Here is a 26,793-nt window from a genome sequence, read left to right on the forward strand (position 1 = left end):
AGCACAAACATGAAAGTTTTCTACGACAAAGACTGCGATCTCTCCCTCATCAAGGGCAAGACTGTTGCCATCATCGGCTACGGTTCGCAAGGCCACGCGCACGCGCAGAACCTGCATGAATCGGGCGTGAAGGTCGTCGTCGGCCTGCGCAAGGGCGGCGCTTCGTGGAACAAGGCCGCCAACGCCGGTCTGGAAGTCAAGGAAGTGGCGGACGCCGTCAAGTCGGCCGACATCGTCATGATGTTGCTGCCCGACGAGAACATCGCTTCGGTCTACAACAAGGAAGTGCACGCCAACATCAAGGCGGGCGCCGCGCTGGCTTTCGCCCACGGCTTCAACGTGCACTACGGCCAGGTCGTGCCGCGCGAAGACATCGACGTCATCATGATCGCCCCGAAGGCCCCTGGCCACACGGTGCGCAACACGTACAAGCAAGGTGGCGGCGTGCCCCACCTGGTGGCCGTGTACCAGGACAAGTCGGGCGCCGCTCGTGACGTGGCCCTGTCGTACGCCAGCGCCAACGGCGGCGGCCGTGCCGGCATCATCGAAACCAACTTCCGCGAAGAAACCGAAACCGACCTGTTCGGCGAACAGGCCGTGCTGTGCGGCGGTACCGTCGAACTGATCAAGGCTGGCTTCGACACGCTGGTGGACGCCGGCTACGCGCCCGAAATGGCGTACTTCGAGTGCCTGCACGAACTGAAGCTGATCGTCGACCTGATCTACGAAGGCGGCATCGCCAACATGAACTACTCGATTTCGAACAACGCCGAATTCGGCGAGTACGAAACGGGCCCGAAGATCGTCACCGACGAAACCCGCAAGGCCATGCGCCAGTGCCTGACGGACATCCAGAACGGCGAATACGCCAAGCGCTTCATCCTGGAAAACGCCGCCGGCGCCCCGACGCTGACCTCGCGCCGCCGCATCAACGCGGAATCGCAGATCGAGCAAGTGGGCGGCAAGCTGCGCGCCATGATGCCCTGGATCGCCGCCAACAAGCTGGTGGACAAGTCCAAGAACTGATCCTGGCATCTGCGCGGGGCTTTGGCTCCGCGCGCACGGGTCGAAGCGGCATGCCTGCGAGGGCATGCCGCTTTTATTTTCGGGGTGGGGGGCTTATCGAGCCAGGCATGGCCCTTGCTGCGGCCCGCTTATCGGCTAGATGAGTTAACCTTTCAATGTCTGTCGTAAGTAATTGAGACTATGCCCAATTTTTCCATGCGCGATTCCGAGAACCGCCACCGAAGCATTTACCTGCTGCCGAACGCATTCACCACCGCGGCCTTGTTCGCGGGGTTCTATGCCGTGGTGCAGGCCATGAACAACCGCTTCGAGGTCGCCGCCATCGCCATTTTCGTGGCCATGGTGCTGGACGGCATGGACGGCCGGGTGGCTCGCCTGACCAATACGCAGTCCGCGTTCGGCGAACAATACGACTCGTTGTCGGACATGACGTCGTTTGGCGTTGCGCCGGCGCTGGTCATGTACGAGTGGATATTGAACGACCTGGGCCGCTGGGGCTGGCTGGCCGCTTTCGTGTACGTGGCGGGTGCCGCGCTGCGCCTGGCCCGCTTCAATACCAATATTGCCGTGGTCGACAAGCGCTACTTCCAGGGGCTGCCCAGCCCGGCGGCGGCGGCGCTGGTGGCCGGCTTTGTGTGGCTGGCCGTGGATAACAAGCTGCCCATCCATGACAGCGTGATGGCCTGGGTGGCGTTCACGCTGACCATGTACGCCGGCATCACCATGGTGTCGAACGCGCCGTTCTTCAGCGGCAAGAGCTTCGCCCTGGGTCGCAGCGTGCCGTTCTGGGGCATCTTGCTGGTGGTGGCGGTGTTCGTGTTCGTGTCCAGCGATCCCCCGGTGGTGCTGTTCGGCCTGTTCGTGCTGTACGGGTTTTCGGGCTGGGTCATCTGGGCCTGGCGCTGGAATCGCGCGCGCCGCCTGCAACAGGAACGCCGCAGCCAGTCGTCCTGATCCGAACGCCCGCACGAATGAAAAACCCGCCTGAAGGCGGGTTTTTCATGGGATGGCTTCAATGACGGGTCAACGCCACATGAAGCGGTCGTCGTCATACATCGGGTCCGGCCCTGGATGGAAGTGGGTCATGGAATTGCCGTCGCGGCCCATGTACACATACATCAGGGAATTCCAGACGCCGTTTTCCTTGTAGCGGTAAGACCAAACGACTTCGCGTTTTTCGCCCAGGCCGGCTTCTTCGATGCGGGCGGGCGGCCCGAATTCGCAGCGCACGCGGTCCGGCCCCCATTGGCCCTGTTCCAGCACCTTGAAGTGGGCGTCGGTCAGGAGCGGCAGGACGCGGTCGACGCGGCCGTCGGTGCCGACGTTGGCGCCCCAGGCGTACTGGCCCATGGGCTGTTGCGTCCAGATGACGCGGCGCCCGCCGCCGGCCTGCGGGCATTCGAAGTTGGGGGTGCCGAATTGGGCCTGCACGTCGGCCAGGGGTGTGCCGGGGGCGACCTGGGCAAGATTGGCGCAGGCAGCCAGGCTGGCCAGGGCGGCAGCGGCCAGGGTGATGCGGGCAAAGTTGTAACGTTTTGACATGTGTTGCTCCTCTTGCCGCCGGCAGGGGCGGGGGGCGGTCGCTGGACGGGAGGCCTTACGCCGCCACTGGGGTAATTCTAGCGAATCAGCTATAATCATCGAGCTTTATCGCGTGCATCGACTTTGCGTGGCAGTTTTGCAAGGTGACTGTGCACGATGCTTTGCGCCGGCAAGCTGCAGTGAGAACGCAATCAAAAGCTTGGCCAGCCGCGAATTTTTCCAAACCACGTCAGGGCGCCTCGGCCCTGTCGCATGTCCGAAGAGGTCATCAATGTCTGTAGCTGACATCAAGAAATCCGATATCGTTGCGCAGTTCCAACGCGCTCAAGGCGATACCGGCTCCCCCGAAGTTCAGGTGGCTCTGCTCACCGCCCGTATCAACGAACTGACCGGTCACTTCAAAGAACACATGAAGGACCATCACTCGCGCCGCGGTCTGCTGCGTATGGTCAGCCGTCGCCGCAAGCTGCTCGACTATCTCAAGGGCCGCAATCCCGATTCGTACCGCGCACTGATCGAAAAACTCGGTCTGCGCAAGTGATCGACGGGGCTGGCTCCCCATGACGCAACCGTGGTCGGTGCGACGTATGTCGCGACGGCCACGGTTTTTCATTTGTAAGGAATAATCGTCATGTTCAATAAAGTGACAAAATCGTTCCAGTACGGCCAGCATACGGTCGTCCTGGAAACTGGCGAAATCGCTCGCCAGGCCTCCGGCGCCGTTGTGGTGTCGATCGAGGACACCGTCGTCCTGGCCACTGTCGTGGCTTCCAAGAAGGCCAAGCCGGGTCAAACGTTTTTCCCGCTGACCGTCGACTACATTGAAAAGACCTACGCCGCGGGCCGTATCCCCGGTGGTTTCTTCAAGCGCGAAGGCAAGCCGTCCGAAAAGGAAACGCTGACCTCCCGCCTGATCGACCGTCCCCTGCGTCCGCTGTTCCCCGAAGACTTCTACAACGAAGTCCAGGTGGTCATCCACACGCTGTCGGTCAATCCTGAAATCGATCCCGACATCGCCGCCATGATCGGCGCCTCGGCCGCGCTGGCCATCTCGGGCATCCCGTTCAATGGTCCCATCGGTGCCGCCCGCGTGGGCTACATCGACGGCCAGTACGCGCTGAACCCGACCGCCTCGCAGCTGAAGTCCTCGAAGCTGGACCTGGTGGTTGCCGGTACCGAAAACGCCGTGCTGATGGTGGAATCGGAAGCCCAACAGCTGTCCGAAGAAATCATGCTGGGCGGCGTGGTCTACGGCCACGAGCAGATGCAAGCCGTCATCAACGCCATTCACGAACTCGTGAAGGACGCCGGCAAGCCCGACTGGGACTGGCAAGCGCCTGCCAAGGACGAAGCCCTGATCGCCGCCGTGACCTCGGCTGCCCAGGAAGGCCTGAACGCCGCCTACCAGATCCGCGAAAAGCAAGCCCGCACCGCCAAGCTGCGTGAAGTGTCGGCCGACGTGTCGGCCAAGCTGGCCGCTGCCGCTGCTGAAAAGGGCGAGTCGCTGCCTGACGCCGTCACCGTCGACAACATCATGTTCTCGCTGGAATCGGCCATCGTCCGCGGCCAGATCCTGAACGGCGAACCGCGTATCGACGGTCGCGATACCCGCACCGTGCGTCCGATCAGCGTGCGTCTGGGCGTGCTGCCCCGCGCACACGGCAGCGCCCTGTTCACCCGTGGTGAAACCCAGGCGCTGGTCGTGGCCACGCTGGGCACCAAGCAAGACGAACAGATCATCGACGCGCTCATGGGCGAGTACCGTGACCGCTTCATGATGCACTACAACATGCCTCCGTTCGCCACCGGCGAAACGGGCCGCATCGGTGTGCCCAAGCGCCGCGAAATCGGCCACGGCCGCCTGGCCAAGCGCTCGCTGATTCCGCTGCTGCCGGCCCCGGAAGACTTCCAGTACACGATCCGCATCGTCTCGGAAATCACCGAGTCCAACGGCTCGTCGTCGATGGCTTCGGTCTGCGGCGGCTCGCTGGCCATGATGGACGCCGGCGTGCCGGTCAAGGATCACGTGGCCGGCGTGGCCATGGGCCTGATCCTGGACGGCGGCAAGTTCGCCGTGCTGACGGACATCCTGGGCGACGAAGATCACCTGGGCGACATGGACTTCAAGGTCGCGGGCACCGAAAACGGCGTCACCGCACTGCAGATGGACATCAAGATCCAGGGCATCACCAAGGAAATCATGCAAGTGGCGCTGGCGCAAGCCCGCGAAGGCCGCCTGCACATCCTGGGCAAGATGAAGGAAGCGCTGGACGGTTCGCGCGGCGAGCTGTCGGCTTTCGCCCCGCGCATGCTGACCATCAAGATCAACCCCGAGAAGATCCGCGACGTGATCGGCAAGGGCGGCGCCACCATCCGCGCGCTGACCGAAGAAACCGGCACGCAGATCGACATTTCCGACGACGGCACGATCGTGATCGCCAGCGTCGACGAAGCGCAGGCCAAAGAAGCCCAGCGCCGTATCGTCGAGCTGACCGCCGACGTCGAAGTGGGCCAGATCTACGAAGGCTCGGTCCTGCGCCTGCTGGACTTCGGCGCCATCGTGCAAGTGCTGCCGGGCCGCGACGGCCTGCTGCACATCTCGGAAATCGCCAACTACCGCATCGCGAACATCAACGATGTGCTGAAGGTCGGCCAGCAAGTCCGCGTCAAGGTCATCGAGGCCGACGACAAGGGCCGTCTGCGCCTGTCCATCAAGGCCATCGGCGGCATCGAGCAGCAGCAACCCGCTGCCGCGCCCGAGGCTGCCCCGCAAGCCGAACCGCAAGCCGAATAAGGCCTGCTGCAAGCTTGTCGAGAACGGCGCCGCAAGGCGCCGTTTTTTATTGCCGGTCGCCAGCTTGATTCATCTTCTTTCGTCTTGGTATCTCCGGCATCTCCCATCTTCGCGTGCCTTACGGTAAAGTCTTGCGCGTACGAGACGAGCGCCGTCGCCGGCGACAGGCCGGCAAGGCGCCAGACAGGGGGATCGGGATGGATCGGGCATGACGCGATGGCAAGGACCCCGGGCGGGCGCGGCTCTTGCGTTGCTGGGCGCCGCGCTGCTGACGGGCTGCATGTCCAGCCCGGGGCCCGGCCAGGGGTCCCCCAAGGGCGAAACCATGTCGGCGGACCAGCTGGTCCAGACCGATTTCAACCGTACCGTCACGCTGGAAGTGCGCGACAACCTGGCCAGCCTGTACAGCCTGCTGGACAAGCTGTACCGCCGCAACCCGCGCGAATGGCGCAAGACGGGCGCGCCGGACCATGCGACCGCGGTGTCGCGGGTCAAACATGCCATCGAAGTGCGCATCCCGCCGGCCGACCTGGCGGGCCTGCACGACATCCAGATCCTGGCGGTGTCGCTGGACCCGAACTATTCCGGGGACCGGGTGGGCGCCTTCATCTACGGCCTGGCCGACACCATCATCGCTGCCCACAACGGCAAGACCCGGCTGTATGCCACCGACGCGCTGGACGGGCAGCGGGTCTACAATGCCGCACGGAACGTCGAGGCGGCGGCCTGGCTGCTGGCGTCGCGCCGCAACAACCAGGGCGAGCCTTTGCTGCTGGCCAACGAGATGTCGCAGACGGCCACCAACCTCAGTTTCGAACGTGAGTTCGGCGCCATCATCGGCCGCCTCGACCTGATCGCCAATCTGCTGGGCGAGAACTCGCGGCGCATCGGCATCAACTATGCGCAAGGCCTGTTGCTGTTCAATTTCCTGCCAGTGCGCTAAACGGGATTTTCCATCGTGATCGATATCGCTTCCATCCAGACCGCCCGCGAGAACCTGCGTGGCCAGGTGCTCAAGACCCCGTTCACGCTGTCGCGGACCCTGTCCGACATCTTTGGCGCGGAAATCTGGCTGAAATTCGAGAACCTGCAGTTCACCGCCAGCTTCAAGGAGCGCGGCGCGCTGAACCGCATGCTGACCTTGTCCGAAGACGAACGCCGCGCGGGCGTCATCGCCGTGTCGGCCGGCAACCATGCGCAAGGCGTGGCCTATCATGCGCAGCGCATGGGCGTGCCGGCCGTGATCGTGATGCCGCGCTTCACGCCCACCGTGAAGGTCGCCAACACGCGCCGCTTTGGCGCGGAAGTCGTGCTGGCGGGCGATACCTTCGATGATGCCAAGGCGCATGGCTACGAGCTGGCCCAGCAGCGCGGGCTGATCATGATCCATCCGTATGACGACGAAGCCGTCATTTCGGGGCAGGGCACCGTGGCCCTGGAAATGCTGGAAGATCAGCCGCAACTGGACACGCTGGTCATCGCGATTGGCGGCGGCGGCTTGATCTCGGGCATCGCCACCGCGGCCAAGGCGCTCAAGCCGGGCATCGAGATCATCGGCGTGCAGACCGAACGCTTTCCGGCCATGTATGCCGCGGTCAAGGGGGTGTCCCTGCCGCAGGGCCAGTACACCATCGCCGAAGGCATCGCCGTGAAGTCGCCCGGCGCGCTGACGCAGCCCATCGTGGCCAAGCTGGTCGACCACATCGAGCTGGTCAGCGAGGCCGACATCGAGCACGCCATCGTGGTGCTGCTGGAAATTGAAAAGACCGTGGTCGAAGGCGCCGGCGCGGCCGGACTGGCGGCGCTGCTGCGCGCGCAGGAAGCGGGCAGCGAACAATTCAAGGGCAAGCGCATCGGCCTGGTGCTGACGGGCGGCAACATCGACCCCCTGATGTTGGGCGAACTGATCGAACGCGGCATGGTGCGAGCGGGGCGTCTGGCCCGCATTCGCGTGGATCTACGCGACCTGCCGGGCGCGCTGGCGCATGCCACCAAGCTGATCGCCGATGCGCAGGCCAACATCACCGAAGTGCATCACCAGCGCGCATTCACGTCGCTGCCGGTGCGCAATGTGGAAGTGGACTTCGTGCTGCAGACGCGCGGACCCGAGCATATCCAGGAAGTGATCGATATTCTGAATGCGGCGGGCTTTGCGGCCAGCAACCACGACCACTGACGCGGTGCGGCGCTTCAGCCGCCGCCCAACTCGGGGTCGCGCCCCACCTGGTTCTTCAGGCGGTACAGGCGCTCGCGGTGCAGCGTCGTGGCCAGCGGTTCGGGTTCGCGTCCCAGCGCGATGTAGTCCGCCGGGATCTGCGCGATCGCCTCGCGCATGCGGCCGGCGTCGTCCTGCCACCACTGCGCCAGCATGCGATCCGGGTTGTATACGTCCAGCCCCTGGCGGCGCAGTTCCGAACGATTGAAGTCCTTCAGGTTCCAGGTCAGCACCTGCACGACAGGCGTCTTGGCCAGGCCGCAACGCGCGCGCCGCGCCAATCCGGCCGCGATGACGTGGAAGTCCTTGGGGTCGCTGTAGCGCAGCGAGGCTTCGTAGACCTGCGTGTCGGTCTCGTTGGCCATCGGAAAGCGCGCGTTCATCTCGGCCCAGAATTCATCCAGCACTTCCGGCGGAATGTCCCAGATGCGCGAGGCATTGCGGCGCCATTCCTCGCCGATGCGGTCCGTCCAGACGGGCACGAATACGCCGGCATCGGCCAGGCGCAACAGCAGGCGCCGCAGGATGCCGGACATGAGGACGCAGGCGTCCAGGACGATGAAGGGGGGAGTGGACGATGACGTGCCCAATGGCGCCTCAATGGGGGTGGTGCCCGAGACCGGAATCGAACCGGTACGGCCTTGCGGCCGAGGGATTTTCTTACCACTTCGGCTTTCGCCGCCAGCGCGCGAGCGCTGTTCGTGGTCTGGAGCACGCCTTCACCATAGCCTTGCGGCCTTAGGTGCCCGCCGTCTGCTCTCTACACCTTCCCGGTTCTTTCAAAGCGGGCTTGGCTCGGCGTTGGCTCGGAACAGGTCCAGGGCATTCGCCGAGTTTGACGGGCTACACCTTTGGAGTTTCCTCCAAAGGGCTCAAATTAGTTCAAGTCCCTTGTGTCTACCAATTTCACCACTCGGGCATTGCGGCCCCAAGGCGGGGCGGCAATGGGATATGTTGCGCGTCCCGTGGACGCGGGCGATATCCGGCGGGCGTGACTATACCACTTGGGACCGGCAGTTCCACCCCGGCGCGCGTTCGCCAGGGGAAATCACGCAATGAACTGCACGGATTGGCGGGGCCGTTCGTCGACGCTGAGGCTGAACACGTCAGGCCGCGCGTAGTGGCCGACCACGTCGAAGTCGTAGCGGGCGCGCACCAGCTCGTCGACGTCGACCTGGGCGGTCAAGAGGCCTGTCTGGCCGTGCAAGGGGCCGGCCAGCACGTCGCCCAGGGGGCCGACGATGAGCGAGCCGCCATTGATGAGGGGGCGCTTGGGGTCCCATCCCGGCACGTCCAGTCCCAACTCGGCCGGCGAGGGCTGTACCTGGCACGCGCTGATGACGAAGCAGCGGCCTTCGTGGGCGATATGGCGCATCGAGCATTGCCAGATGTCGCGCTCGTCGACCGTGGGTGCACACCAGATCTGCACGCCTTTCGCGTACATGGCGGTGCGCAGCAGCGGCATGTGGTTTTCCCAGCAGATGGCGCCGCCGATGCGGCCGGCGGCGGTGTCCAGCACGGGCAGGGTGGAGCCATCGCCCTGGCCCCAGATGAGGCGTTCGGTGCCGGTGGGCATCAGTTTGCGGTGCTTGGCGGCCAGGCCCTTGGCGGGGTCGAAATACAGAGCGGTGCAGTACAGCGTGCTGCCGGCGCGTTCGATGACGCCGATCACCAGGCTGGCGCCCGTGCGTTGAGATAGCGCGGCCAGGGCCTCGGTTTCAGGGCCGGGCACGTCGATGGCGTTCTGGTAATAGCGGGCGTAGGCCTCGCGGCCTTCGGGTAGCCGGTAGCCCAGGCGGGTGCCGAAGATCTCGCCCTTGGGGTAGCCGCCCAGCAGGGCCTCCGGCAACACGACCAGCGCCGCGCCGGACGCGGCAATCTCGGCCTCGAAAGCCAGGATGTGTTCAAGGGTTTTTTCTTTGCCTTCGGGCGAAGCGCCGATTTGCAGTGCGGCGACGGTCTGGGCGGTCATACGGGTTCCTTGGCGTGGGGGGATGCCGCCAGTGTCGGGGCGAGCCTAAAATCAATCAATCCTGCTAGAAGATAAATGATATGAGCCATATTGATATCGAATCGACCGACCTGAACCTGCTCAAGGTATTCGAGGCGATCTATGACGAGGGCGGCGCGGGCCGCGCGGCGTTGCGGCTGGGCGTGACGCAATCGGCCGTAAGCGCGGCGCTGGCGCGGCTGCGCACGTTGTATGCGGACCCGCTGTTCGTGCGCACCGGCCGCGGCCTGTCGCCCAGCCTGCGGGCGCGCGAACTGCGGCCGATCATCGGCGAGGCGCTGGACAAGTGCCGGCAGAGCTTGTCGCTGGCCCGGCCGGGCGCGGCAGGCTTCGCCGGGCGCTCGGTGACGTTGGGGCTATCGGACGATTTCGAGATTGCGCTGGGCCACGCCGCGATCGCGGCGCTGGCACAGGCCGCACCTGGATTGCGTCTGATATTTCGGCAGACGCACAGCCGGCTGGCGGCCGACATGCTGATGGCGCGCGAGGTCGACCTGGTGATTGCGTCCGGCGGCCTGATCGCGCCAGCCCTGCAACGAGTGACGGTCGGGCAGGGCGGCTATGCCTGCCTGGTGGATGGGGCCAGCCTGGCGCCGGGCGAGACGGCCTTGTCCGTCGAGGCGTTCACGCGGCGTCCGCACGTACTGGTGTCGTCCGGTGGCTTCATCGGCGTGGTGGACGAGGTGCTGCACGGCATGGGGCAGACGCGGCGGGTGCTGGCGGCGACCACGCATTTCGCGGCGTTGCCCTTCCTGATGCAAGGCAGCGACGCCCTGGCAACCTTGCCGGCCCACGCGGCGCGCGGCCTGGCGGCGGTGACGGGGCTGCGGCTGCTGCCTTGCCCCATCGCCATGCCGGGCTATGCCATTGAAATGGGCTGGCGCGCCGACGCGTTGCGGGATGAAGCGGTAGCGGCGGCCCGGCGTTGCCTGTTGGGGCTGCTGCAAGGCTACCGCTGGGGGTGAAGCCGAACGGCTATTTCAGGAAGTTGTTCACGACCAGGGCTTCGACGTCCTTGATCCGGCCACTGAGGACCGCCTTGGCGGCGTAAAGCGCCGTGTCGGCAACCTGGGCGAATTCGACCTTGGGCGGCATGACCAATTCAGCGGGATTGGTATGGACATCCAGAAGCGCCGGGCCGGGATGCGCCAGGAACTCCTGGACGGCGGCATCCAGTTCGTCCGCGACGGTCACTTTGCGACCGTAGAACCCGATGACCTCGGCAAGCTTGGCGAAATCGGGGTTGAGCAGGTCGGTGTAGTTGTCCAGCAGGCCCTCGACCTTCTGCTCGAGCTCGACGAAGTTCAGCGAGGCATTGTTCAACACCACGACCTTGATCGGCAGTTTCTCCTGGACGGCGGTCAGCAGGTCGCCCAGCAACATGGTCAGGCCGCCGTCGCCGGAGATCGAGATCACCTGGCGGTCTGGATAGGCTTTTTTCAAGCCCAGGGCCTGCGGCATGGCGTTAGCCATGGTGCCGTGGATCAGGCTGGAAAGCGTGCGGCGCTTGCCGTTCGTATGGATGTGGCGCAGCGTCCAGACCATGGCCGATCCGCCGTCGGCAGTGAACATCGCTTCGTCGCTCGCATGCTTGTCGAGCAGGCTGACCAGGTGTTGGGGATGGATCAGGTCGCTGGAGCCAGCCTCTTCTTCTTTTTCCAGCGTTTGAAGCGCATGTTGGTGAACTTTCAGGCAGGCCTCGAGGAAGCTGCAATCGTCACGCTGTTGCACAAGAGGCAGCAGCGCTTCGAGCGTGGGAATCACGTCTCCGACCACCCCCAGGTCAACGGGATGGCGTCGGCCGAGATGGCAGCCATCGCGATCAACCTGGATCAGCGTGGCCTTGTCGGGATAGAACTGCGCCCACGCGAAGTCTGCGCCCAGCAGCAGCAAGGTGTCGCATTCCTTCATCATGTGGAAGCCGGACTTGATGCCGATCATGCCGGTCATGCCCATGTTGAATGGATTGTCGTATTCGACGAAATCCTTGGCGCGCGACGTATGGGCGATGGGCGCGTTGAGGCGGCCCGCCAGGGCAATCAGCAGATCGTGCGCGCCCTGGCAACCCGAACCGGCATAGATGCCTACCTTTTTGCCTTGGCTCAGCAGGTGCGCAATCTGCTGCAATTCGGTGTCGTGGGGGCGCAGCACAGGTTGCGGGACATGAACCGAGTACGGCACGTCGTCCTGTACGTGCGCCTGGCTGATGTCGGCCGGCAGGATCACGACGGCCACGCCGCGACGGTTGAGCGCAGCCTGGCAGGCCTGCGTGACCACGCGTCGCGCTTGTTCTGGGGATTGCACCTGTTCGCAGAACACCGAGCAATTGGCGTAGAGGGATTTGAAGTCGACTTCCTGGGGGAAGTCCATGCCCAATTGCGAGGTGACGATTTGACTGGCAATCAGCACGACGGGGGCCCGGTTGCGCTGGGCTTCGTAAATGCCGTTGATGAAATGCAGGCTGCCTGGGCCGCAAGACCCTGCGCAGGCGGTCAGGTTACCGCTGATGTAGGATTCGGCGCCGGCCGCGAAAGCGGCGGCTTCTTCGTGGCGGACGTGGACCCACTGTATCTTGCTGCGGTGAATGGCATCGGTGACGTGGTTCAGGGTGTCTCCGACAATGCCGTAGCAGTGTTGAACTCCTGCGGCCTCCAGGGTACTTACAACGATTTCGGCGACTTTTTTGCTCGGCATGCAGATCTCCTTGATCAGGGACTCGCTAGAAACCAGTAAGTCCGATCAAGGGGCGGCGTCAAAGTTCCTGGCGGTTGACCGTAGTGCCGTGGGAAACAGTATCCCGATTGCCGTGTCGAGCTTTTCATTCGCGCGTGCGCGAGACGCACGCGCGGCCAGGCTGCGTCTACTTGCGGCCGAACAACCGTCCCAGCAGACCGCGCGACGCGGTGGCGGCCTGTTCCGCCGCCAGGGCGTTTTGCAGCGACAGTTCCTGATACTGCGGCTTGCCGTTCTGCTGATAGGCCGCCGCGGCCTGGCGAAAGGCCGATGCGGATTCGGCGTGGCGTTTCATGGCGCCGTAGATCTCGCCGCGCGAATACAAGGCCCAGTCGCGGTATTCCGGGTCCATCGCGACCAGGCGGTCGCAAGCCGCCAGCGCATCATCGTGGCGGCGGGCGGCGATCAGGGCGTTGACATAGTCGGCCTGCAACATGCTGTCGTCGGGCCAGCGCTGCAAGGCGCGTTCGCCATCGGCCGCGGCCTCGGCGCCGCGTTCCAGCCCGATCAGCGCATCGATGCGCACACGGCGCCATTTCAACCAATCCGGGTCCAGCGCGATGGCGACTTCCGACAGGGGCAGGGCCTCGCCGTAGCGTTCCAGGCGGACGAGCATGTCGGCCGCGTTTCCCGGCAGGAAGTCGTTCTTCGGGGCCAGTTCGTAGCCTTGCAGGTAACAGGCCAGCGCTTGTTCCCAATGGCGCTGGTCGCGTTGCGCGTTGCCGGCCACGAACAGCAGCTGGGCATCGCCGCTGGACAGGGGATCCAGATCACCGAGTGCCTGCTCGGCCAATTCGGGCTCACCGCTGCGTACATATTCGCGGGCCTGTTCCTTGCGGCCTTCCCAGCCGTTGTCCGATAGCGCGTCCAGTCGCCGCCACAACGGCTTGGCCTCGTCGGCGCGGCCCAGCCGGTGCAGCGAGCGGGCCTTGCCCTCCAGCGGCCAATCCCAATCGGGCTCGCGGCGCAGCAGGCTGGTCCATTCCTCGACGGCGTCGGCGTGGCGGCCCATGGCCTGCAGGCAGGACGCCCGGTTGTGCTGGATGGCGTTCTGTTCGCCCAGGATGGCGCGCGACCGGTCGAACATCGCGATGGCCTTGTTCAGGTCACCCAGGCGGCGATAGGTGTTGCCGGCGTCGTACATGAAGCGGCCATTGCCGGGGGCGAGCGCGACGGCGCGCTCGAAGTAGGGCACGGCCTCGGTATGGCGGCCGGCATTGGCCAGGTTGGACGCGATGTAGCAGTGCGGGGCACCGGCCTGCGGCCGTTGCTGGATCGCGCGGGTCCAGCCGTCGATGGCGTCCTGCAGTCGTTCGTCATTGATCAGCACATAAGCCTCGGCCATCAGCAGGCCGTAATGCGAGGGCGCGCGTTGGCGGGCGTCGCGCAGGATCCGCCAGGCCCCTTCGTGGTCGCCGTCGTCGTAGAGCGCCGTGGCGCGTACGCGCAGGGCGTCAGCGCACTGCGGATCCAGTGCCAGCGCCCGGGCCAGGTCGGCATCGCGCTCAGTCGGGGCGCCGCGTTTGTCGTGGCAGCGGGCGCGTAGCGCCCACGCCAGGGCGGCGTGGGGCTGTTCGCGCACCGCTTGTTCGCACAGCGCGAGCATCTGCGGGTGGTCGTCGCCGTCGTCGGCGCGCAGGATGGATTCGATCAGGTTGGACATGCGGAATTCCTGGGGCGACGCGCCGCCTGGCGCGTCAGGGAAGGGACGAGGCGTGCGCGATCAGGGCGCCGCGGCGTGGCGGCATTTGTAGGGGCGGTCGGCGGCGGCAATGTCATCGCTGCCGCATTGCCAGCGGCGGATGCCGCCGCCTTTGCGCTCGGTGCGCAGCTCGGGCAGGTAGACCAGGTGCTTGCCGGCCAGGGTTGGCTCGCCATCCGCGCTGGCCGGGCCGGCAATGGTGAAGCGCAGCACGCCGTTCACCGGATTCAGTTCCAGGTTCGAAAAGCCGTTGGCGGCCAGCGATTCGCGCGTCACGCCCAGTTCCTGCACGGTCGCGGCGAAGCGGCCGGCGCTGCGGTAGTGGTTTTCCGCCAGCATCCTGACCGGGTCCGATACCAGGTCCAGCCGCCGCACGTCGGCCGCCAGCGGGCTGTCGGCCTCTGGCTTGCCCAGGGTCAGTGCGGCCAGCACGAAGCCGCCCAGCACCAGCGCCGCCGCGCCCGCGGCGAACAGCAGGAACTTGCCGAACCCGGTGACCGACCGTGCCTGTCCCAGCGCGGCCTGTACCGCGCGCGGATCGGCCTGGCTGGACACCACAAAGGTACCGGCCGCCCAGTTATGCATGGCGCGATCGCCGAAGATGGCTTGCTGGATGTGATGGAACAGGCCGGGCAGCGCCAGGTTCAACGGAAACTTCATCAGGTGCCGCCAGAGAGATCGAAGCAGGCCGGGGCTTTGTCCGCTGCGCGTCACCACGCGTTGCTTGAACAGCCGCTTGCCGGGCGAACCCGCGCCCCAGGCGTCCATCAGGGCCGGCAGCAGCAAGCCGATCAGCCCGGCCAGCAGCGGTACGACCGCGGGGCGCGGTTGGCCCAGCAGCGCTTCATAGCTGAGCGAGGCGGCCGACGAGAACGCGAACATGGCCGTGATCATCGTGGCCGCATCCACCGCGCTGGCCATCAGCCGGGGCCAGATGCCGGGAAAGGGCGGCACGGCCTTGGCATAGGTGGCTTTGGCGGCCGCGGGGGGCACCGTCGGTACCGGCAACGGCGCACGGCAACTGAAGCATTGGGTATGGGAGGCCGGGTTCTGCCAATTGCATTGGGGGCACTGCATGGTCGGAGTCTTGTTCTGGTTGTGGGTGTCGGGCTGCCGATCGAGCGACAGCCGGTCCGGCGTCCCGCGAGGCGACGGCCACGCGCAGTGTATCGGACCCGGGCGCGGCCGGCTGGGGAAAACCCCGATCCCTGTCCGCGCCGCCAACGCGGGACACTTCCCGCCATGAAGCGCTCCACACCCGCCCCACCTCATCCCCGCGACATCGACCCGGTTTCCCTGCGCCTGTTCCTGGCGGCGCTGGAAGAGGGCAGCCTGGCCCGCGCCGCGGCGCGCGAGAACATCGTGCCGTCGGCGGTCAGCAAGCGCATGATCGAGATGGAAGAAGCATTTGGCGTGCCGTTGCTGGAGCGCGGCGTGAAGGGCGTGCAGGCCACGCCCGCCGGCCAGGGGCTGGCGGGCCATGCCCGGCTGCTGTTGCAGCAGATGGATCGCATGCACCGCGAGATGGCGGGCTTTGCCACCGGCGTGCGCGGCCGTATCCGGCTGGCGGCCAGCGTGGCGGCGCTGTCGGGCGACCTGCCGGCGCAGATCCAGTCGTTTCGCCGGGCCTATCCGCAGATCGAGATCGCGCTGGAGGAAAGCACCACGCAGCAGGTCTTCCAGGAAGTGCTGGAAGGGCGCGCCGACGTGGCGGTGGGATCGGACTTCGGCCACGACGGTCTGCAGGTGTTCCCCTGCGGCTATTGCGAACTGGCGGCCGTGGTGCCCGCGCGGCATCTGCTGGCCGACAGCGAGATCCTGGACTACGCCCAGTTGCTGCCGTATGAGTTGATCGAGCTGAACCGCGACAACGGCATCAGCGCGGTGTTCGAGCGCGCCGCGCAAGAGGCCGGCGTCAGCCGCCGCATCAGTGCGCGCGTGAGTTCGCACGAGACCATCTGCAACCTGGTGGCGCGCGGCATGGGCGTGGCGGTGGTGCCCATGTATCTGAAGCCCCGCCATGCCAGCCAGGACATCCGCTTCATCGCCTTGTCCGGCCCCTGGTCCGGCACGCCGTTGTGCATCGCGGTGCGCGAACTGGTTGCCTTGCCGCCGGCGGCACGTGCGCTGCTGGCGCATCTGGGGGCCGTGCCCAAGCCTTAGCTTGTGGTGAGCCGAACTGTGGTGCGCCGCAAGATCTCTTGCCCCCACGGCCTAGGGCTAACCCGGACGTTCCCAAACGAGAATGCCCCGGTGCTGAAAGACCGCTTTTCCGAACCTGCGCCGGTCGCGATGATGGCTGCGTACCGGCCCCTGGGCATGCCCTGCGGCCTCAGTCCACGGCGAGAGGAAACATCGATGACAGCAGCACCGGCTTCACCCTTCATGGACAGCAGCGAACTGCCCTTGCGCGGCATCAAGGTGCTGGAGCTGTCCCACATGATCATGGGACCCGCCGCCGGCCTGGCGCTGGCCGACCTGGGCGCCGAGGTCATCAAGGTCGAGCCCATCGACGGCGACCGCACGCGGCGGCTGAAGGGTTCGGGCAGCGGCTACTTTCCGGTCTTCAACCGCAACAAGCAAAGCCTGTCCATCGACCTGAAATCCACCGAAGGGCAGGCGCTGGCGCGCCGGCTGGCGTTGCAGGCGGACATGGTGGTGGAGAACTTTCGCGACGGCAGCCTGGCGCAGTACGGGCTGGACTACGAGAGCCTGTCGGCCGAGAACCCCGGGTTGATCTACGTGTCGCTCAAGGGCTTCCTGTCCGGGCCCTACAAGCATCGCACCGCGCTGGACGAGGTGGTGCAGATGATGGGCGGGCTGGCGTACATCAACGGCGGCGCCGATACGCCGCAGCGCGTGGCGGCGTCGGTCAACGACATCCTGGGCGGTACCTTCGGCGTGGTGGGCGCGCTGGCGGCGCTGCACGACCGCCACGCCACCGGACGCGGCCGTCATGTGCGTTCGGGCCTGTTCGAGAACAACCTGCTGCTGGTGGCGCAATTCATTGCGCAGTTCCAGCTGACGGGCACGGCGCCCAAGCCTTTCGGCGCCGAGCGCAAGCCGCCATGGGGCGTGTACGACGTGTTCGAGACGGCCGATGGGCGGGTCTTCGTGGCCGTGGTGGGCGATGCGCAATGGCGCAATTTCGCGCAGAAATTCCTGCCGCCCGAATGGGCCGCCGACCCGCGCCTGGCCACCGCCGTGGATCGCGAGGCGGCGCGCTCGTGGCTGGTGCCTGGCGTGGGCGAAATCCTGAAGACCTGGAAGACTGACGACCTGTGCGCCGCGCTGGAGGCGGCGAACCTGTCGTACGGCCCCATCCGCCAGCCGCACGATCTGCTGCAGGACGAGCACCTGAACGCCGGGGGCGCGCTGCTGGCCACGGCCTTGCCGGACGGCGGCCAGATCTCGGCCGCCGCCTTGCCCATCGAGTTCGATGGGCAGAAGGCGGGCAAGCGTTCCGATCCGCCCGCACAGGGCAGCCATACCGAAGCCATCCTGCGGGGGCTGGGCCTGGATGCCGCGCGCATCGAGGCCTTGCACACGGCGGGAATCATCCGTTGCGAAGGCCGATGAACAGGTCGTAGAACCTGTCCCCGTCGAGGCGGCGCAGACCGCCAAGACATCCATCAAAGAGGAGACTATCCGATGATCCGCAAACTCTTGGCGGTGGCCAGCCTGGCCGTCGCATGCGCGGCGCACGCGCAGGACTATCCCAACAAACCCATCCGCATCATCATCCCGTCGACCCCGGGCGGCGGCACCGACTATATCGGGCGGTTGATGAGCAACAAGCTGCACGAGCTCAACGGCTGGGCGGTGGTGCCCGAGAACAAGCCCGGCGCGGGTACGGCGCTGGGCCTGGCCGAAGCGGCCCGCGCGCCTGCCCAGGGCTATGACCTGGTGATCGGGCAGTCCGACAACGTCACCCTGATTCCGCTCTTGATGAAGGTGGCGTACGACCCGGTCAAGGACCTGGCGCCGGTGGCGCTGGTGGCGACCACGCCGATGGTGCTGCTGGTGTCCGAGAGTTCGCCCTACAAGACGCTGCCCGAGGTGATCGAGGCCGCCAAGAAGGATCCCAACAAGATGTCGTACGGCACGTCCGGCACGGGCGGGGGCGTGCACATCGCCATGGAGATGCTGCAGCACGAAGCCGGCTTCAAGATGCAGCACGTGCCCTACAAGGGATCGGCGCCGGCGCTGGCCGACCTGATGGGCGGACACCTGCAGTTCGCCGGGTCGTCGATCTCGTCGGCGGCGTCGTTGATCAAGGCGGGCAAGGTGCGCGCGTTGGCCGTGACTTCGCCCAAGCGCAACCCGGCGCTGCCCGACGTGCCCACGGTGGCCGAGCTGGGCTACAAGGATTTCAGCGTGGTGACCTACTACGGCGTGCTGGCCCCGGCCAAGACGCCCGCCGACGTGGTGACGCGGCTGAACGCCGATTTCAACAAGCTGCTGGCGCGCAAGGACGTGCAGGACGCCCTGGCGTCGCAAGGGCTGGAGACCGACCCGGTGTCCGCGGAACAGTTCGCCGCGCTGATCCGGTCGGATATCGGCAAGGCCCGCCAGACCATTGCCGCGGCCGGCATCGTGGTGCAGCAATAAGCTCCGGCGCATTGGACAAGGAGACCGTCATGGATCAGGACGTCAGGCTGTGCGAGGTCGGCCCGCGCGATGGTTTGCAGATGGCGCGCGGCATGATGCCGGCCGCCGACAAGCTGCGCTGGATACGTCAGCTGGCCGCGGCCGGCCTGCGCGAGATCGAGGTGGGCAGCTTCGTCTCGCCCCGGCTGGTGCCGCAGATGGCTGATACGGCGCAGGTGCTGCCCGAAACGCTGGGCCTGGACGGCGTAACCGTCTGCGCGCTGGCCTGCAACCTGAAGGGCGCCATCGCGGCGTATGAGGCGGGCGCCCACGTGATCGCCATTCCGGTGTCGGTCAGCGACACGCATAGCCACGCCAACGTCGGCAAGGGCACGGACGCGCAGGTGCAGGCGGTGGCGGCCATCGTCGATTGGCTGCGGGTGCAGCCGCGGCCGGTGCGGGTGGATGCGGCCGTCGCCACGGCCTTTGGCTGTTCGATGGAAGGCGCGGTGCCGGTGCGGCGGGTGGCGCAGGTGGCCGCGGCGGTGGCGCGCGCCGGCGCCGACGAGATCGCGCTGGCCGACACGGTCGGCTATGCCCATCCGGCGCTGGTGCGCGATGCCGTGCGGGCCACGCAGGACGCCATCGGCGCACGGCTGGTCAAGCTGCATCTGCACGACACCATGGGGCTGGGGCTGGCCAACGCGCTGGCCGGGCTGGACGAGGGCATTCGTGCGTTCGACGCCTGCCTGGGCGGCCTGGGCGGTTGCCCGTTCGCGCCGGGCGCGTCGGGCAACATCGTCACCGAAGACCTGGTGTTCATGCTGGAAAGCATGGGCTACCGGACCGGCGTGGACCTGGGCCAACTGCTGGCCGCGCGCGACCTGCTGGCGGCGTCATTGCCCGAGGAAACCTTGCGCAGCGGCGTAGCGGCGGCAGGCATACCGAAAACCTACGCGGCGATCGCCTCGGCTTCGCGCCGCTGACCGAAGATGAACACGTGGTGGTATTTGTCGCGCACGGGGTGGCGCGGCTGATCCACCCCGGGGATCGGCGGCACGAAGGGCGTGAACAGCCCCAGGGCGTCGATGTGCACCGGGAACGGCGCGCGCTCGGGCGTGTCGTTGTAGCCCAGCACCAGCAGGCCACCGGGCTTGAGCACCGCGTGGCACTGCTGCAGCATGCGTTCATAGCCGGCCGGGTCGTTCAGGCCATAGCCGATCAGGCCGTTGGCCACTACCACATCGAAAAAGCCCGGCTCGTAGAAGGCCGCCATCTCGGTGGCGCTGCCCGTCAGGTGCCGGCCGGGCACGCCGTAGCGGGCCTGGGCCGGGTCCATGTCCAGGGAGTGGAATTGCGGTTTGAGCAGCCGGGGGTAATGCCAGGTGTATTCGCCCATGCCCAGGAACAGGCAGCGTCCCGGGCCTTGCGGGCCGTCGGCCAGGTGGTTCAGGTAGCCGAATATCTGCTGTTCGAGGAATGCCCGGTTGGGCGCCCGCAAGGGAAATTGCACGCCGCAGCGCGCGGCCAGCGCGGGAGACAGGCGAAACAATCCTGACTTCAATGCGTCTTTCAGTTTGGGCATGGTCAACCTGGCTGTATCGCCGGTTTTTTTGCCGGACTTGCCACCGCTGCCGCCCGGAATTCGCCGATCTTAGACGAATTCCGTTTCGTTCAGGAGTTGTTCAGTTGTTAACAAAAAACAGCCTGATGAGTGCAAGCTTTCTTGCACGCCTCGCGCCCGGGAGATGGGGGAGGGGGGTGGCGGAAGCGGTGGGATTCGAACCCACGAAGGGTTTAACCCCTTGCCGGTTTTCAAGACCGGTGCAATCGACCACTCTGCCACGCTTCCTGGTGTTGCAATGTACTGCTGCTGCGGCGATCCGGCCGCCAGGCAAACACTCTGCCCGCTGAAAATGCGACCTGCCGTAAAGGGCGCAATAATAATCTATTTGCTGCGAAGGAGGCACGCGATGCACGCTGTAGAAATCTCCCGTCCGGGCGGCCCCGAGGTCCTGGTCCCGGTTGAACGCCCCACGCCCGAAGCCGGCAAGGGCGAAGTCCTGATCAAAGTCAGCGCCGCGGGCGTGAACCGCCCCGACGTGTTCCAGCGCAAGGGCAACTACGCCCCGCCGCCCGGGGCGTCCGACCTGCCGGGCCTGGAAGTGGCCGGTGAAATCGTCGGCGGCGACCTGGCCGGCAGCGGTTTCTCGGTGGGCGACAAGGTCTGCGCCCTGGTCGCGGGCGGCGGCTACGCCGAATACTGTGTCGCGCCTGCCGCCCAGTGCTTGCCCATTCCCAAGGGCCTGTCCGACATCGAAGCCGCCGGCCTGCCGGAAACCTACTTCACCGTCTGGAGCAACGTATTCGAACGCGGCCGCCTGTCGGCCGGCGAGGCCCTGCTGGTGCACGGCGGCGCCAGCGGCATCGGTACCACGGCCATCCAGCTGGCGCGCGCGCTGGGCCACAAGGTCTACGCCACGGTGGGCAGCGACGATCGCGCCCGCGCCGTCGAAGCCCTGGGCGCCACCCTGGGCATCAATTACAAGACCCAGGACTTCGTCAAGGAAGTGAAGGACGCCACCGGCGGCCACGGCGTCGACGTGATCCTGGACATGGTGGCCGGCGACTACATCGCCCGCGACATGCAGTGTCTGGCCGATGACGGCCGCATCGTCATCATCGCCCAGCTGGGCGGGGCCCAGGCCAACGTGGACACCAGCCAGGTCATGCGCCGCCGCCTGACCATCACGGGCTCGACGTTGCGTCCCCGACCCGTCGATTTCAAGGGCGCCATCGCCCAGGCGCTGCGCCAGCACGCCTGGCCCCTGCTCGAGCAGGGCGCCATCAAGCCCATCGTCCACGCCACCTTCCCGCTGGCCCAGGCCGCCCAGGCCCACGCCATGATGGAAAGCGGCGAGAACATCGGCAAAATCATCCTGACGATGTAAGAAACGCGCGGCGTCCGGCGCAGCGCCGCGCAACAGGATACAATCTCGGGTTTCGCCTGGAATTATTTCCAGGCCAGCCCGTGGGCGTGTGCTTTTCCCGCGGGTTCATCCACTCTGACATTTGCGCCATGACTTCAGTCGAAAACCGCGCCCGCCTCGTGCTGGGCAACTGGAAGATGCACGGCAACCTGGCTGAGAACGCTGCGTTGCTGACCGAGCTGCGCGCCGCGGATGCCGCGAGCCACTGCGAAATCGGCGTCTGCGTTCCGTTTCCGTACCTGGCCCAGGCCGCGTCGGCCCTGACCGGCAGCGCCGTGTCGTGGGGCGCGCAAGACGTCAGCGCGCACGACAAGGGTGCCTACACCGGCGAAGTCTCCGGCCCCATGCTGAAGGAATTCGGCTGCCGCTACGCGCTGGCCGGCCACTCCGAGCGCCGCGTGCTGCACGGCGAAACCGACCAGATCGTCGCCGATAAGGCGCGCGCTGCCCTGGCCGCCGGGCTGACCCCGGTGGTCTGCGTGGGCGAGTCCCTGGCCGACCGCGAAGCCGGCAACACGCTGGCCGTCATCGAGCGCCAGCTCAAGCCCGTGCTGGCGCTGGGCGCCGAGGCTGTCTCGCGCATGGTGCTGGCCTATGAGCCCGTCTGGGCCATCGGCACCGGCCGCACCGCCAGCCCCGAGCAGGCGCAGGAAGTCCACGGCGCCATCCGCGCCGCCCTGGCCGCGCTGGACGCGGCCCAGGTGCAAGTTTTGTACGGCGGCAGCGTCAAAGCTGCCAATGCCGCCAGTTTGTTCGCCATGACTGATATCGACGGAGCCCTGGTCGGCGGCGCGTCGCTCGTGGCCGAAGAATTTTTGCGAATCGCCGCCATCTAAGTTTCCGTTCCGGAGTCTGTAATGCCCTTGATGCTCAAACTTCTGCTGGCCGTCCAAGTGATTTCGGCGCTGGCTATCATCGTGCTGGTCCTGCTGCAGCAGGGCAAAGGCGCCGACATGGGGTCCGCTTTCGGTAGCGGCTCGTCGGGCAGCCTGTTCGGCGCCACCGGCGCGGCCAACTTCCTGTCGCGCGCCACCAAGTGGGCCGCCGTGGTCTTCTTCGCGTCCACCGCTGGCCTGGCCTATGTCAGCCACAAGGGCACGGGTGGCACCGCGGTCGACAGCGGTGTGATGCAAAGCTTCCCGGCCGACCGTTCGGTGCCGCAAGTGCCGGGCGCCGCACCCGCTACGCCGGGGGCATCGTCCGTGCCGGGTGGCGCTTCGGTGCCGGGTGCTTCGTCGGTTCCGGGCGCTGCGTCGGCGCCGGCTCCGGCCGCCAAGCCCGACGCGTCGGTGCCGTCGGCCCCTGCGGCTGGCGACAAGCCCGCCGAAACGCCTGCGAAGTAAGTCTTTCGCAGTGGGAAAAAGCCGGCGCAAGCCGGCTTTTTTCATGGGCGCGGCAAACCTGAGCGGCCGCGCCGCCTGCGATAATGCGCCAGGCGCAGCGGCTGGCGACTTCCCCGGCCAGCCTGCCGTGCCAGGAATATCCGGATCGGCCCCATGGAAAAGCGTTTGATGCCATCGATGATGGCGCTGCAATGTTTCGAGGCGGTAGCGCGGCACATGAGCGTCACGCGCGCCGCCGAAGAACTGCACATGACCCAGAGCGCGATCAGCAAGCAGATCGCGCAACTCGAAGCGCTGCTGCGCAACCCGCTGTTCCTGCGGGTGCGCCGGCGGCTGCAATTGACGCCGGCGGGGGCGTTGTACCAGTCCGAGGTCAGGGCCATCCTGAACCAGGTCGACATGTCCTCGCGCTACATCCTGACCTACGGCAGCGAAACCCAGGTGCTGACCATCGGCACCCAGCCGACCTTCGGTTCGCGCTGGCTGATCCCGCGACTGCAGCGCTTCATGGCTGCGCATCCGGACATCCAGGTGAAGGTGCGCAGCGAGACCCGGCCGTTCGACCTGATGCAGGCCAAGATCGACATTTCGTTCTTTTTCGGCCACGGCACCTTGCCGGGCGCCCAGTGCCGCGAGCTGTTCGGCGCCGAAGTCGTGCCCGTCTGTGCGCCCGGTTTCCTGGCCGGCAACCCGTCGGCCAGCCTGGATGCGCTGAGCCAGCAGGTGCTCATCCAGTGCGCCTCGCGCCCGGAGGCCTGGCACGATTATTTCTCGCACCAGCAGTTCCAGTCGGACCGCAGCTACCACGGCCCGCGCTTTGACACGTTCTACATGTGCGTGCGCGCCGCCGAAGGCGGCTGCGGCATCGCCCTGACGCCCAGGCTGCTCGCCGAAGAAGAGCTGCAAGCGGGCAAGCTGGTGATTCCCTGGGGCTATGTGCAGCCCAGCGACGGCGCCTATTTCGTGGCGTATTCCGAGCATTCGGCCGAGGTACCCAAGATCAAGCAATTCGTCGCCTGGGTCGAAGGCGAGGCCGCGCAAAAGCGGGCGGCCGATGCCCGGCGCACGCGATCCATGAAAAAACGGACTGATTAAGCCGATTTTTTTCATTTGATTGCCCCCGCCGGGCATGATTTCATGCGGCCATCTTGTTTATCGATGTGCCGAGTCCGCCATGAGTCAGAATTTCGTCAATCCGGATCAGATCCGCGCCTGGTTCTCCCGCGCCATGTCCGACATGTACAAGTCGGAAGTGCCCCTGTACGACACCCTGCTGGACCTGGTGGCCGACGTCAACGCCAAGACGCTGGCCGAACAGCCGGACCTGGCCGCGCAACTGGCGCGCACCGGCGAGATCGAGCGCCTGGACATCGAACGCCACGGCGCCATCCGCGTGGGGACGGCAGAAGAGCTGTCCAACATGCGCCGCGTGTTTGCCGTGATGGGCATGCGGCCGGTGGGCTACTACGACCTGTCGCCGGCCGGCGTGCCGGTGCATTCCACGGCGTTTCGGGCCACCCACGAAGCCGCGCTGCAGACCAGCCCGTTCCGCGTCTTCACGTCGCTGCTGCGCCTGGAACTGATCGACGACGCAGCCCTGCGCGAAAAAGCCGCCCGCATCCTGGCCGCGCGCCAGATCTTCACGGCCCGCGCGCTGGAACTGGCGAGTCAGTTCGAAACGCAGGGTGGCCTGAATGATGCCGACGCCCGCGAATTCGTGGCCGAGGCGCTGCATACGTTCCGCTGGCACAGCGAAGCCACCGTCAGCCTGGACGACTACCGCGAACTGCATGGCCTGCATCGCCTGATCGCCGACGTGGTGGCCTTCAAGGGCCCGCACATCAATCACCTGACTCCGCGCACGCTGGATATTGACGAGGCCCAGGCCGAAATGCCGCGCCGCGGCGTGTCGGCCAAGGCCGTCATCGAAGGCCCGCCGCCGCGCAAGTGCCCGATCCTGCTGCGCCAGACCAGCTTCAAGGCGCTGGAGGAATCGGTCTGGTTTGCCGGCGCTGACGGCAAGGCGGCCGTGGGCAGCCACACCGCCCGTTTCGGCGAGATCGAGCAGCGCGGCGTGGCCCTGACCCGCAAAGGCCGGGCCCTGTACGACGAGTTGCTGGACCTGGCGCGCAGCCGCATCAGCGGTGCGCCCAACGAAAGCAACGCCGACGCCTACATGCAGAATCTGCAGGACTGTTTTGCCACGTTCCCGGACGACTACGCGCAACTGCATGACCAGGGCCTGGCGTATTTCCGCTATTTCCTGACCGGCAAGGAAGGCGCCGCGCCGGACAGCGACCTGCGCACGCTGATCGACCAGGGCTACATCCGTTTCGAACCGCTGGTGTACGAAGACTTCCTGCCGGTCAGCGCCGCGGGCATATTCCAGTCGAACCTGGGTGACAAGGCCCAGGCCGAATACGCGCAGAACGCCAGCCAGGCGGCGTTCGAACAGGCGCTGGGCGCCGCGGTGCAGGACGAACTGGCGCTGTACCAGGATACCCAGGACCGCTCGCTGGCCGCTTGCCTGCAAGCGCTGGGCGCGCACGCCGGTACGCCGGTGGCGGCATGAGCCGTTTGGATCGCTGCCTGTCGGTGCGGGACTTCGAACGCGAGGCGCGGCGCATCATGCCGCGCTGCGTCGAAGGCTACGTCTGCGGCGGCACGGAAGACGGCGCGTCGCTGCAAGAGAGCGTGCGCGCCCCAAACGATATCGGCTTTCGCCCGCGCGGCCTGCGCGTGGTGGACCAGCGTAGCAGCCAAGTGAGCCTGTTCGGCGAGCGCTACGCCATGCCCGTGGGGTTTGCGCCCACCGGGTTTTCGGCCATCGTCATGCACGAGTGCGACCTGGCGCTGGCCCGCGCCGCGCAGGACGCCCAGATCCCCTTCATCATCAGCGGCGCGTCCAGTGTGCCGCTGGAACGGCTGCAGGAAGCTACGGGCAAGCGTTGCTGGTACCAGGCCTATCTGCCGGGCAACATCGACCGCATCGGCAAACTGCTGGACCGCCTGCGCCGCGCCGAGATTCCCGTGCTGGTGGTCACCATCGACACCTGTGTGGGCGCCAACCGCGAGAACCTGCAGAAGCTGGCCTTCACCGTGCCCTTCAAGCTCAGCCCCAGCGTGGTGCTGGACGGCATGCGGCATCCGCGCTGGAGCCTGAACGTCTTCATGCGCACGCTGCTGGGCAGCGGCGTGCCGCGGTTCTCGAACCTGTACGAAGACATCGGCCCACCCATCACCCAGGATCCGCCCAACGGCTTTCGCGGCGAACGCGACAAGCTGTCGTGGGACCACATCCGCTGGATCCGCCAGAACTGGCCAGGCAAGCTGATCCTGAAAGGCGTGATGCACGCCGACGATGCCCGCCTGGCGCACGAGGTCGGCGCCGACGCGGTGATCGTGTCCAATCATGGCGGGCGCCAGCTGGACGGCTGCATTTCGCCCTTGCAGGCGCTGCCCGACGTCGTCGCGGCCGTACCCGCGGGTTTCCCGGTGATGGTGGATGGGGGCTTTCGCCGCGGCAGCGACGTGCTCAAGGCCGTGGCCCTGGGGGCGACGCTGGTCTTCACCGGCCGGCCTCAGCTGTTCGGCGCGGCGGTTGGCGGCCATGCCGGCATCCGCAAGGTGATCGAGATATTCCGCAGCGAAATCTCGACCAACATGGCGCTGCTTGGCTGCCGCACGCTGGCAGAGGTTACTTCCGACCTGATTGCGCCGATGCGCGTGGCCTGCCCGGCCTAGACGGTCCGTCGGCCGATGAGGCATTGGGCCCCGGCGCATCGCCTCATCGCTGAGGCAGGGTGGTTCCGAAAAACAAAAAACAGGCGCGCCGCTGCGTGCGCGC

The 26,793-nt window shown here is 66.3% G+C and carries 24 protein-coding genes and 1 tRNA gene; 17 read left to right on the forward strand and 8 right to left on the reverse strand.

Annotated features, from left to right (window positions below):
• Positions 1-9 precede the first annotated feature (9 nt).
• Together ilvC and pssA are read left to right on the forward strand one after the other, a co-directional pair.
• Positions 10-1,026 (forward strand): ketol-acid reductoisomerase, encoded by a 1,017-nt coding sequence (gene ilvC / locus AC3WMR_RS01145; RefSeq protein ID WP_183006679.1) that lies wholly within the window; start codon positions 10-12, stop codon positions 1,024-1,026.
• A gap of 180 nt (positions 1,027-1,206) precedes the next feature.
• Positions 1,207-1,980: a CDP-diacylglycerol--serine O-phosphatidyltransferase gene (gene pssA, locus AC3WMR_RS01150; RefSeq protein WP_025136926.1), complete on the forward strand. Its 774-nt coding sequence runs from the start codon at positions 1,207-1,209 to the stop codon at positions 1,978-1,980.
• A 69-nt stretch (positions 1,981-2,049) separates the two neighbouring features.
• On the opposite strand, the gene AC3WMR_RS01155 is transcribed toward pssA, so the two are convergent.
• Positions 2,050-2,568 carry a hypothetical protein gene (locus tag AC3WMR_RS01155; RefSeq protein WP_492262328.1) on the reverse strand — a complete coding sequence of 173 codons (519 nt, stop codon included), beginning with the start codon at positions 2,566-2,568 and terminating at the stop codon, positions 2,050-2,052.
• A gap of 271 nt (positions 2,569-2,839) precedes the next feature.
• Here AC3WMR_RS01155 and rpsO point away from each other — a divergent pair, with 271 nt between their 5' ends.
• The 4 genes from rpsO to AC3WMR_RS01175 all read left to right on the forward strand — a co-directional run bounded on the left by rpsO (position 2,840) and on the right by AC3WMR_RS01175 (position 7,538).
• Complete coding sequence (gene rpsO, locus AC3WMR_RS01160; RefSeq protein ID WP_006223612.1) at positions 2,840-3,109, forward strand: 30S ribosomal protein S15; 270 nt, start codon at positions 2,840-2,842, stop codon at positions 3,107-3,109.
• A gap of 90 nt (positions 3,110-3,199) precedes the next feature.
• The gene (gene pnp, locus AC3WMR_RS01165; protein WP_492262329.1) at positions 3,200-5,362 is read left to right on the forward strand and encodes a polyribonucleotide nucleotidyltransferase; all 2,163 of its coding nucleotides are present in this window, start codon (positions 3,200-3,202) and stop codon (positions 5,360-5,362) included.
• A 208-nt stretch (positions 5,363-5,570) separates the two neighbouring features.
• The gene (locus AC3WMR_RS01170) at positions 5,571-6,305 is read left to right on the forward strand and encodes a hypothetical protein (protein WP_492262330.1); all 735 of its coding nucleotides are present in this window, start codon (positions 5,571-5,573) and stop codon (positions 6,303-6,305) included.
• A gap of 15 nt (positions 6,306-6,320) precedes the next feature.
• Entirely contained in the window at positions 6,321-7,538 is a 1,218-nt protein-coding gene (locus AC3WMR_RS01175) for a threonine ammonia-lyase (protein WP_492262331.1), read from the forward strand.
• 14 nt (positions 7,539-7,552) lie between these two features.
• Here AC3WMR_RS01175 and AC3WMR_RS01180 read toward each other — a convergent pair whose 3' ends face one another.
• On the reverse strand, positions 7,553-8,113 hold the full coding sequence (locus AC3WMR_RS01180) for a PIN domain-containing protein (RefSeq protein ID WP_492262332.1): 561 nt from the start codon (positions 8,111-8,113) through the stop codon (positions 7,553-7,555).
• Between the two features lie 512 nt (positions 8,114-8,625).
• The gene (locus tag AC3WMR_RS01185; protein ID WP_492262333.1) at positions 8,626-9,549 is read right to left on the reverse strand and encodes a carbon-nitrogen hydrolase family protein; all 924 of its coding nucleotides are present in this window, start codon (positions 9,547-9,549) and stop codon (positions 8,626-8,628) included.
• A gap of 80 nt (positions 9,550-9,629) precedes the next feature.
• On the opposite strand from AC3WMR_RS01185, the gene AC3WMR_RS01190 reads away from it, so the two are divergent.
• Entirely contained in the window at positions 9,630-10,553 is a 924-nt protein-coding gene (locus AC3WMR_RS01190) for a LysR substrate-binding domain-containing protein (RefSeq protein WP_492262334.1), read from the forward strand.
• Positions 10,554-10,563: 10 nt separating this feature from the next.
• Here the strand turns inward: AC3WMR_RS01190 and AC3WMR_RS01195 are convergent, their stop codons facing one another.
• The 3 genes from AC3WMR_RS01195 to AC3WMR_RS01205 form a co-directional block, all read right to left on the reverse strand.
• The gene (locus AC3WMR_RS01195; RefSeq protein ID WP_492262335.1) at positions 10,564-12,282 is read right to left on the reverse strand and encodes a thiamine pyrophosphate-dependent enzyme; all 1,719 of its coding nucleotides are present in this window, start codon (positions 12,280-12,282) and stop codon (positions 10,564-10,566) included.
• A 166-nt stretch (positions 12,283-12,448) separates the two neighbouring features.
• Entirely contained in the window at positions 12,449-13,984 is a 1,536-nt protein-coding gene (locus AC3WMR_RS01200; protein ID WP_492262336.1) for a tetratricopeptide repeat protein, read from the reverse strand.
• Positions 13,985-14,044: 60 nt separating this feature from the next.
• The gene (locus AC3WMR_RS01205) at positions 14,045-15,016 is read right to left on the reverse strand and encodes an RDD family protein (RefSeq protein WP_492262337.1); all 972 of its coding nucleotides are present in this window, start codon (positions 15,014-15,016) and stop codon (positions 14,045-14,047) included.
• Between the two features lie 249 nt (positions 15,017-15,265).
• On the opposite strand from AC3WMR_RS01205, the gene AC3WMR_RS01210 reads away from it, so the two are divergent.
• From AC3WMR_RS01210 to AC3WMR_RS01225, 4 genes are all read left to right on the forward strand, one after another.
• Positions 15,266-16,186 carry a LysR family transcriptional regulator gene (locus AC3WMR_RS01210; protein ID WP_492262338.1) on the forward strand — a complete coding sequence of 307 codons (921 nt, stop codon included), beginning with the start codon at positions 15,266-15,268 and terminating at the stop codon, positions 16,184-16,186.
• Between the two features lie 195 nt (positions 16,187-16,381).
• The gene (locus AC3WMR_RS01215; RefSeq protein WP_492262339.1) at positions 16,382-17,602 is read left to right on the forward strand and encodes a CaiB/BaiF CoA transferase family protein; all 1,221 of its coding nucleotides are present in this window, start codon (positions 16,382-16,384) and stop codon (positions 17,600-17,602) included.
• A 72-nt stretch (positions 17,603-17,674) separates the two neighbouring features.
• Positions 17,675-18,634 carry a Bug family tripartite tricarboxylate transporter substrate binding protein gene (locus AC3WMR_RS01220; protein WP_492262340.1) on the forward strand — a complete coding sequence of 320 codons (960 nt, stop codon included), beginning with the start codon at positions 17,675-17,677 and terminating at the stop codon, positions 18,632-18,634.
• Positions 18,635-18,663: 29 nt separating this feature from the next.
• Complete coding sequence (locus AC3WMR_RS01225; RefSeq protein WP_492262341.1) at positions 18,664-19,599, forward strand: hydroxymethylglutaryl-CoA lyase; 936 nt, start codon at positions 18,664-18,666, stop codon at positions 19,597-19,599.
• On the opposite strand, the gene AC3WMR_RS01230 is transcribed toward AC3WMR_RS01225, so the two are convergent.
• Together AC3WMR_RS01230 and AC3WMR_RS01235 are read right to left on the reverse strand one after the other, a co-directional pair.
• On the reverse strand, positions 19,566-20,198 hold the full coding sequence (locus tag AC3WMR_RS01230) for a class I SAM-dependent methyltransferase (RefSeq protein WP_492262342.1): 633 nt from the start codon (positions 20,196-20,198) through the stop codon (positions 19,566-19,568). The two genes, AC3WMR_RS01225 and AC3WMR_RS01230, sit on opposite strands and share 34 nt — an antisense overlap.
• Positions 20,199-20,375: 177 nt before the next feature.
• Positions 20,376-20,465 (reverse strand) — tRNA-Ser (locus AC3WMR_RS01235).
• 121 nt (positions 20,466-20,586) lie between these two features.
• Here AC3WMR_RS01235 and AC3WMR_RS01240 point away from each other — a divergent pair.
• The 6 genes from AC3WMR_RS01240 (at position 20,587) to AC3WMR_RS01265 (ending at position 26,690) form a co-directional block, all read left to right on the forward strand.
• Positions 20,587-21,564, forward strand: a complete 978-nt coding sequence (locus AC3WMR_RS01240) for an NAD(P)H-quinone oxidoreductase (RefSeq protein ID WP_492262343.1) — start codon at positions 20,587-20,589, stop codon at positions 21,562-21,564.
• A 128-nt stretch (positions 21,565-21,692) separates the two neighbouring features.
• The gene (gene tpiA, locus AC3WMR_RS01245) at positions 21,693-22,439 is read left to right on the forward strand and encodes a triose-phosphate isomerase (RefSeq protein ID WP_492262344.1); all 747 of its coding nucleotides are present in this window, start codon (positions 21,693-21,695) and stop codon (positions 22,437-22,439) included.
• A gap of 21 nt (positions 22,440-22,460) precedes the next feature.
• Positions 22,461-22,946, forward strand: coding sequence for a preprotein translocase subunit SecG (secG, locus tag AC3WMR_RS01250; RefSeq protein ID WP_492262345.1), 486 nt, complete (start codon positions 22,461-22,463; stop codon positions 22,944-22,946).
• Positions 22,947-23,099: 153 nt separating this feature from the next.
• On the forward strand, positions 23,100-24,041 hold the full coding sequence (locus AC3WMR_RS01255) for a LysR substrate-binding domain-containing protein (protein ID WP_492262346.1): 942 nt from the start codon (positions 23,100-23,102) through the stop codon (positions 24,039-24,041).
• 79 nt (positions 24,042-24,120) lie between these two features.
• On the forward strand, positions 24,121-25,518 hold the full coding sequence (gene hglS, locus AC3WMR_RS01260; RefSeq protein WP_492262347.1) for a 2-oxoadipate dioxygenase/decarboxylase HglS: 1,398 nt from the start codon (positions 24,121-24,123) through the stop codon (positions 25,516-25,518).
• A complete protein-coding gene (locus tag AC3WMR_RS01265) occupies positions 25,515-26,690 on the forward strand; it encodes an alpha-hydroxy acid oxidase (protein WP_492262348.1) in 1,176 nt (391 codons plus the stop codon). Before hglS ends, AC3WMR_RS01265 begins: the two co-directional genes overlap by 4 nt.
• Positions 26,691-26,793: the final 103 nt, after the last annotated feature.

The organism is Achromobacter sp. FW305-C-28, assembly GCF_058783235.1.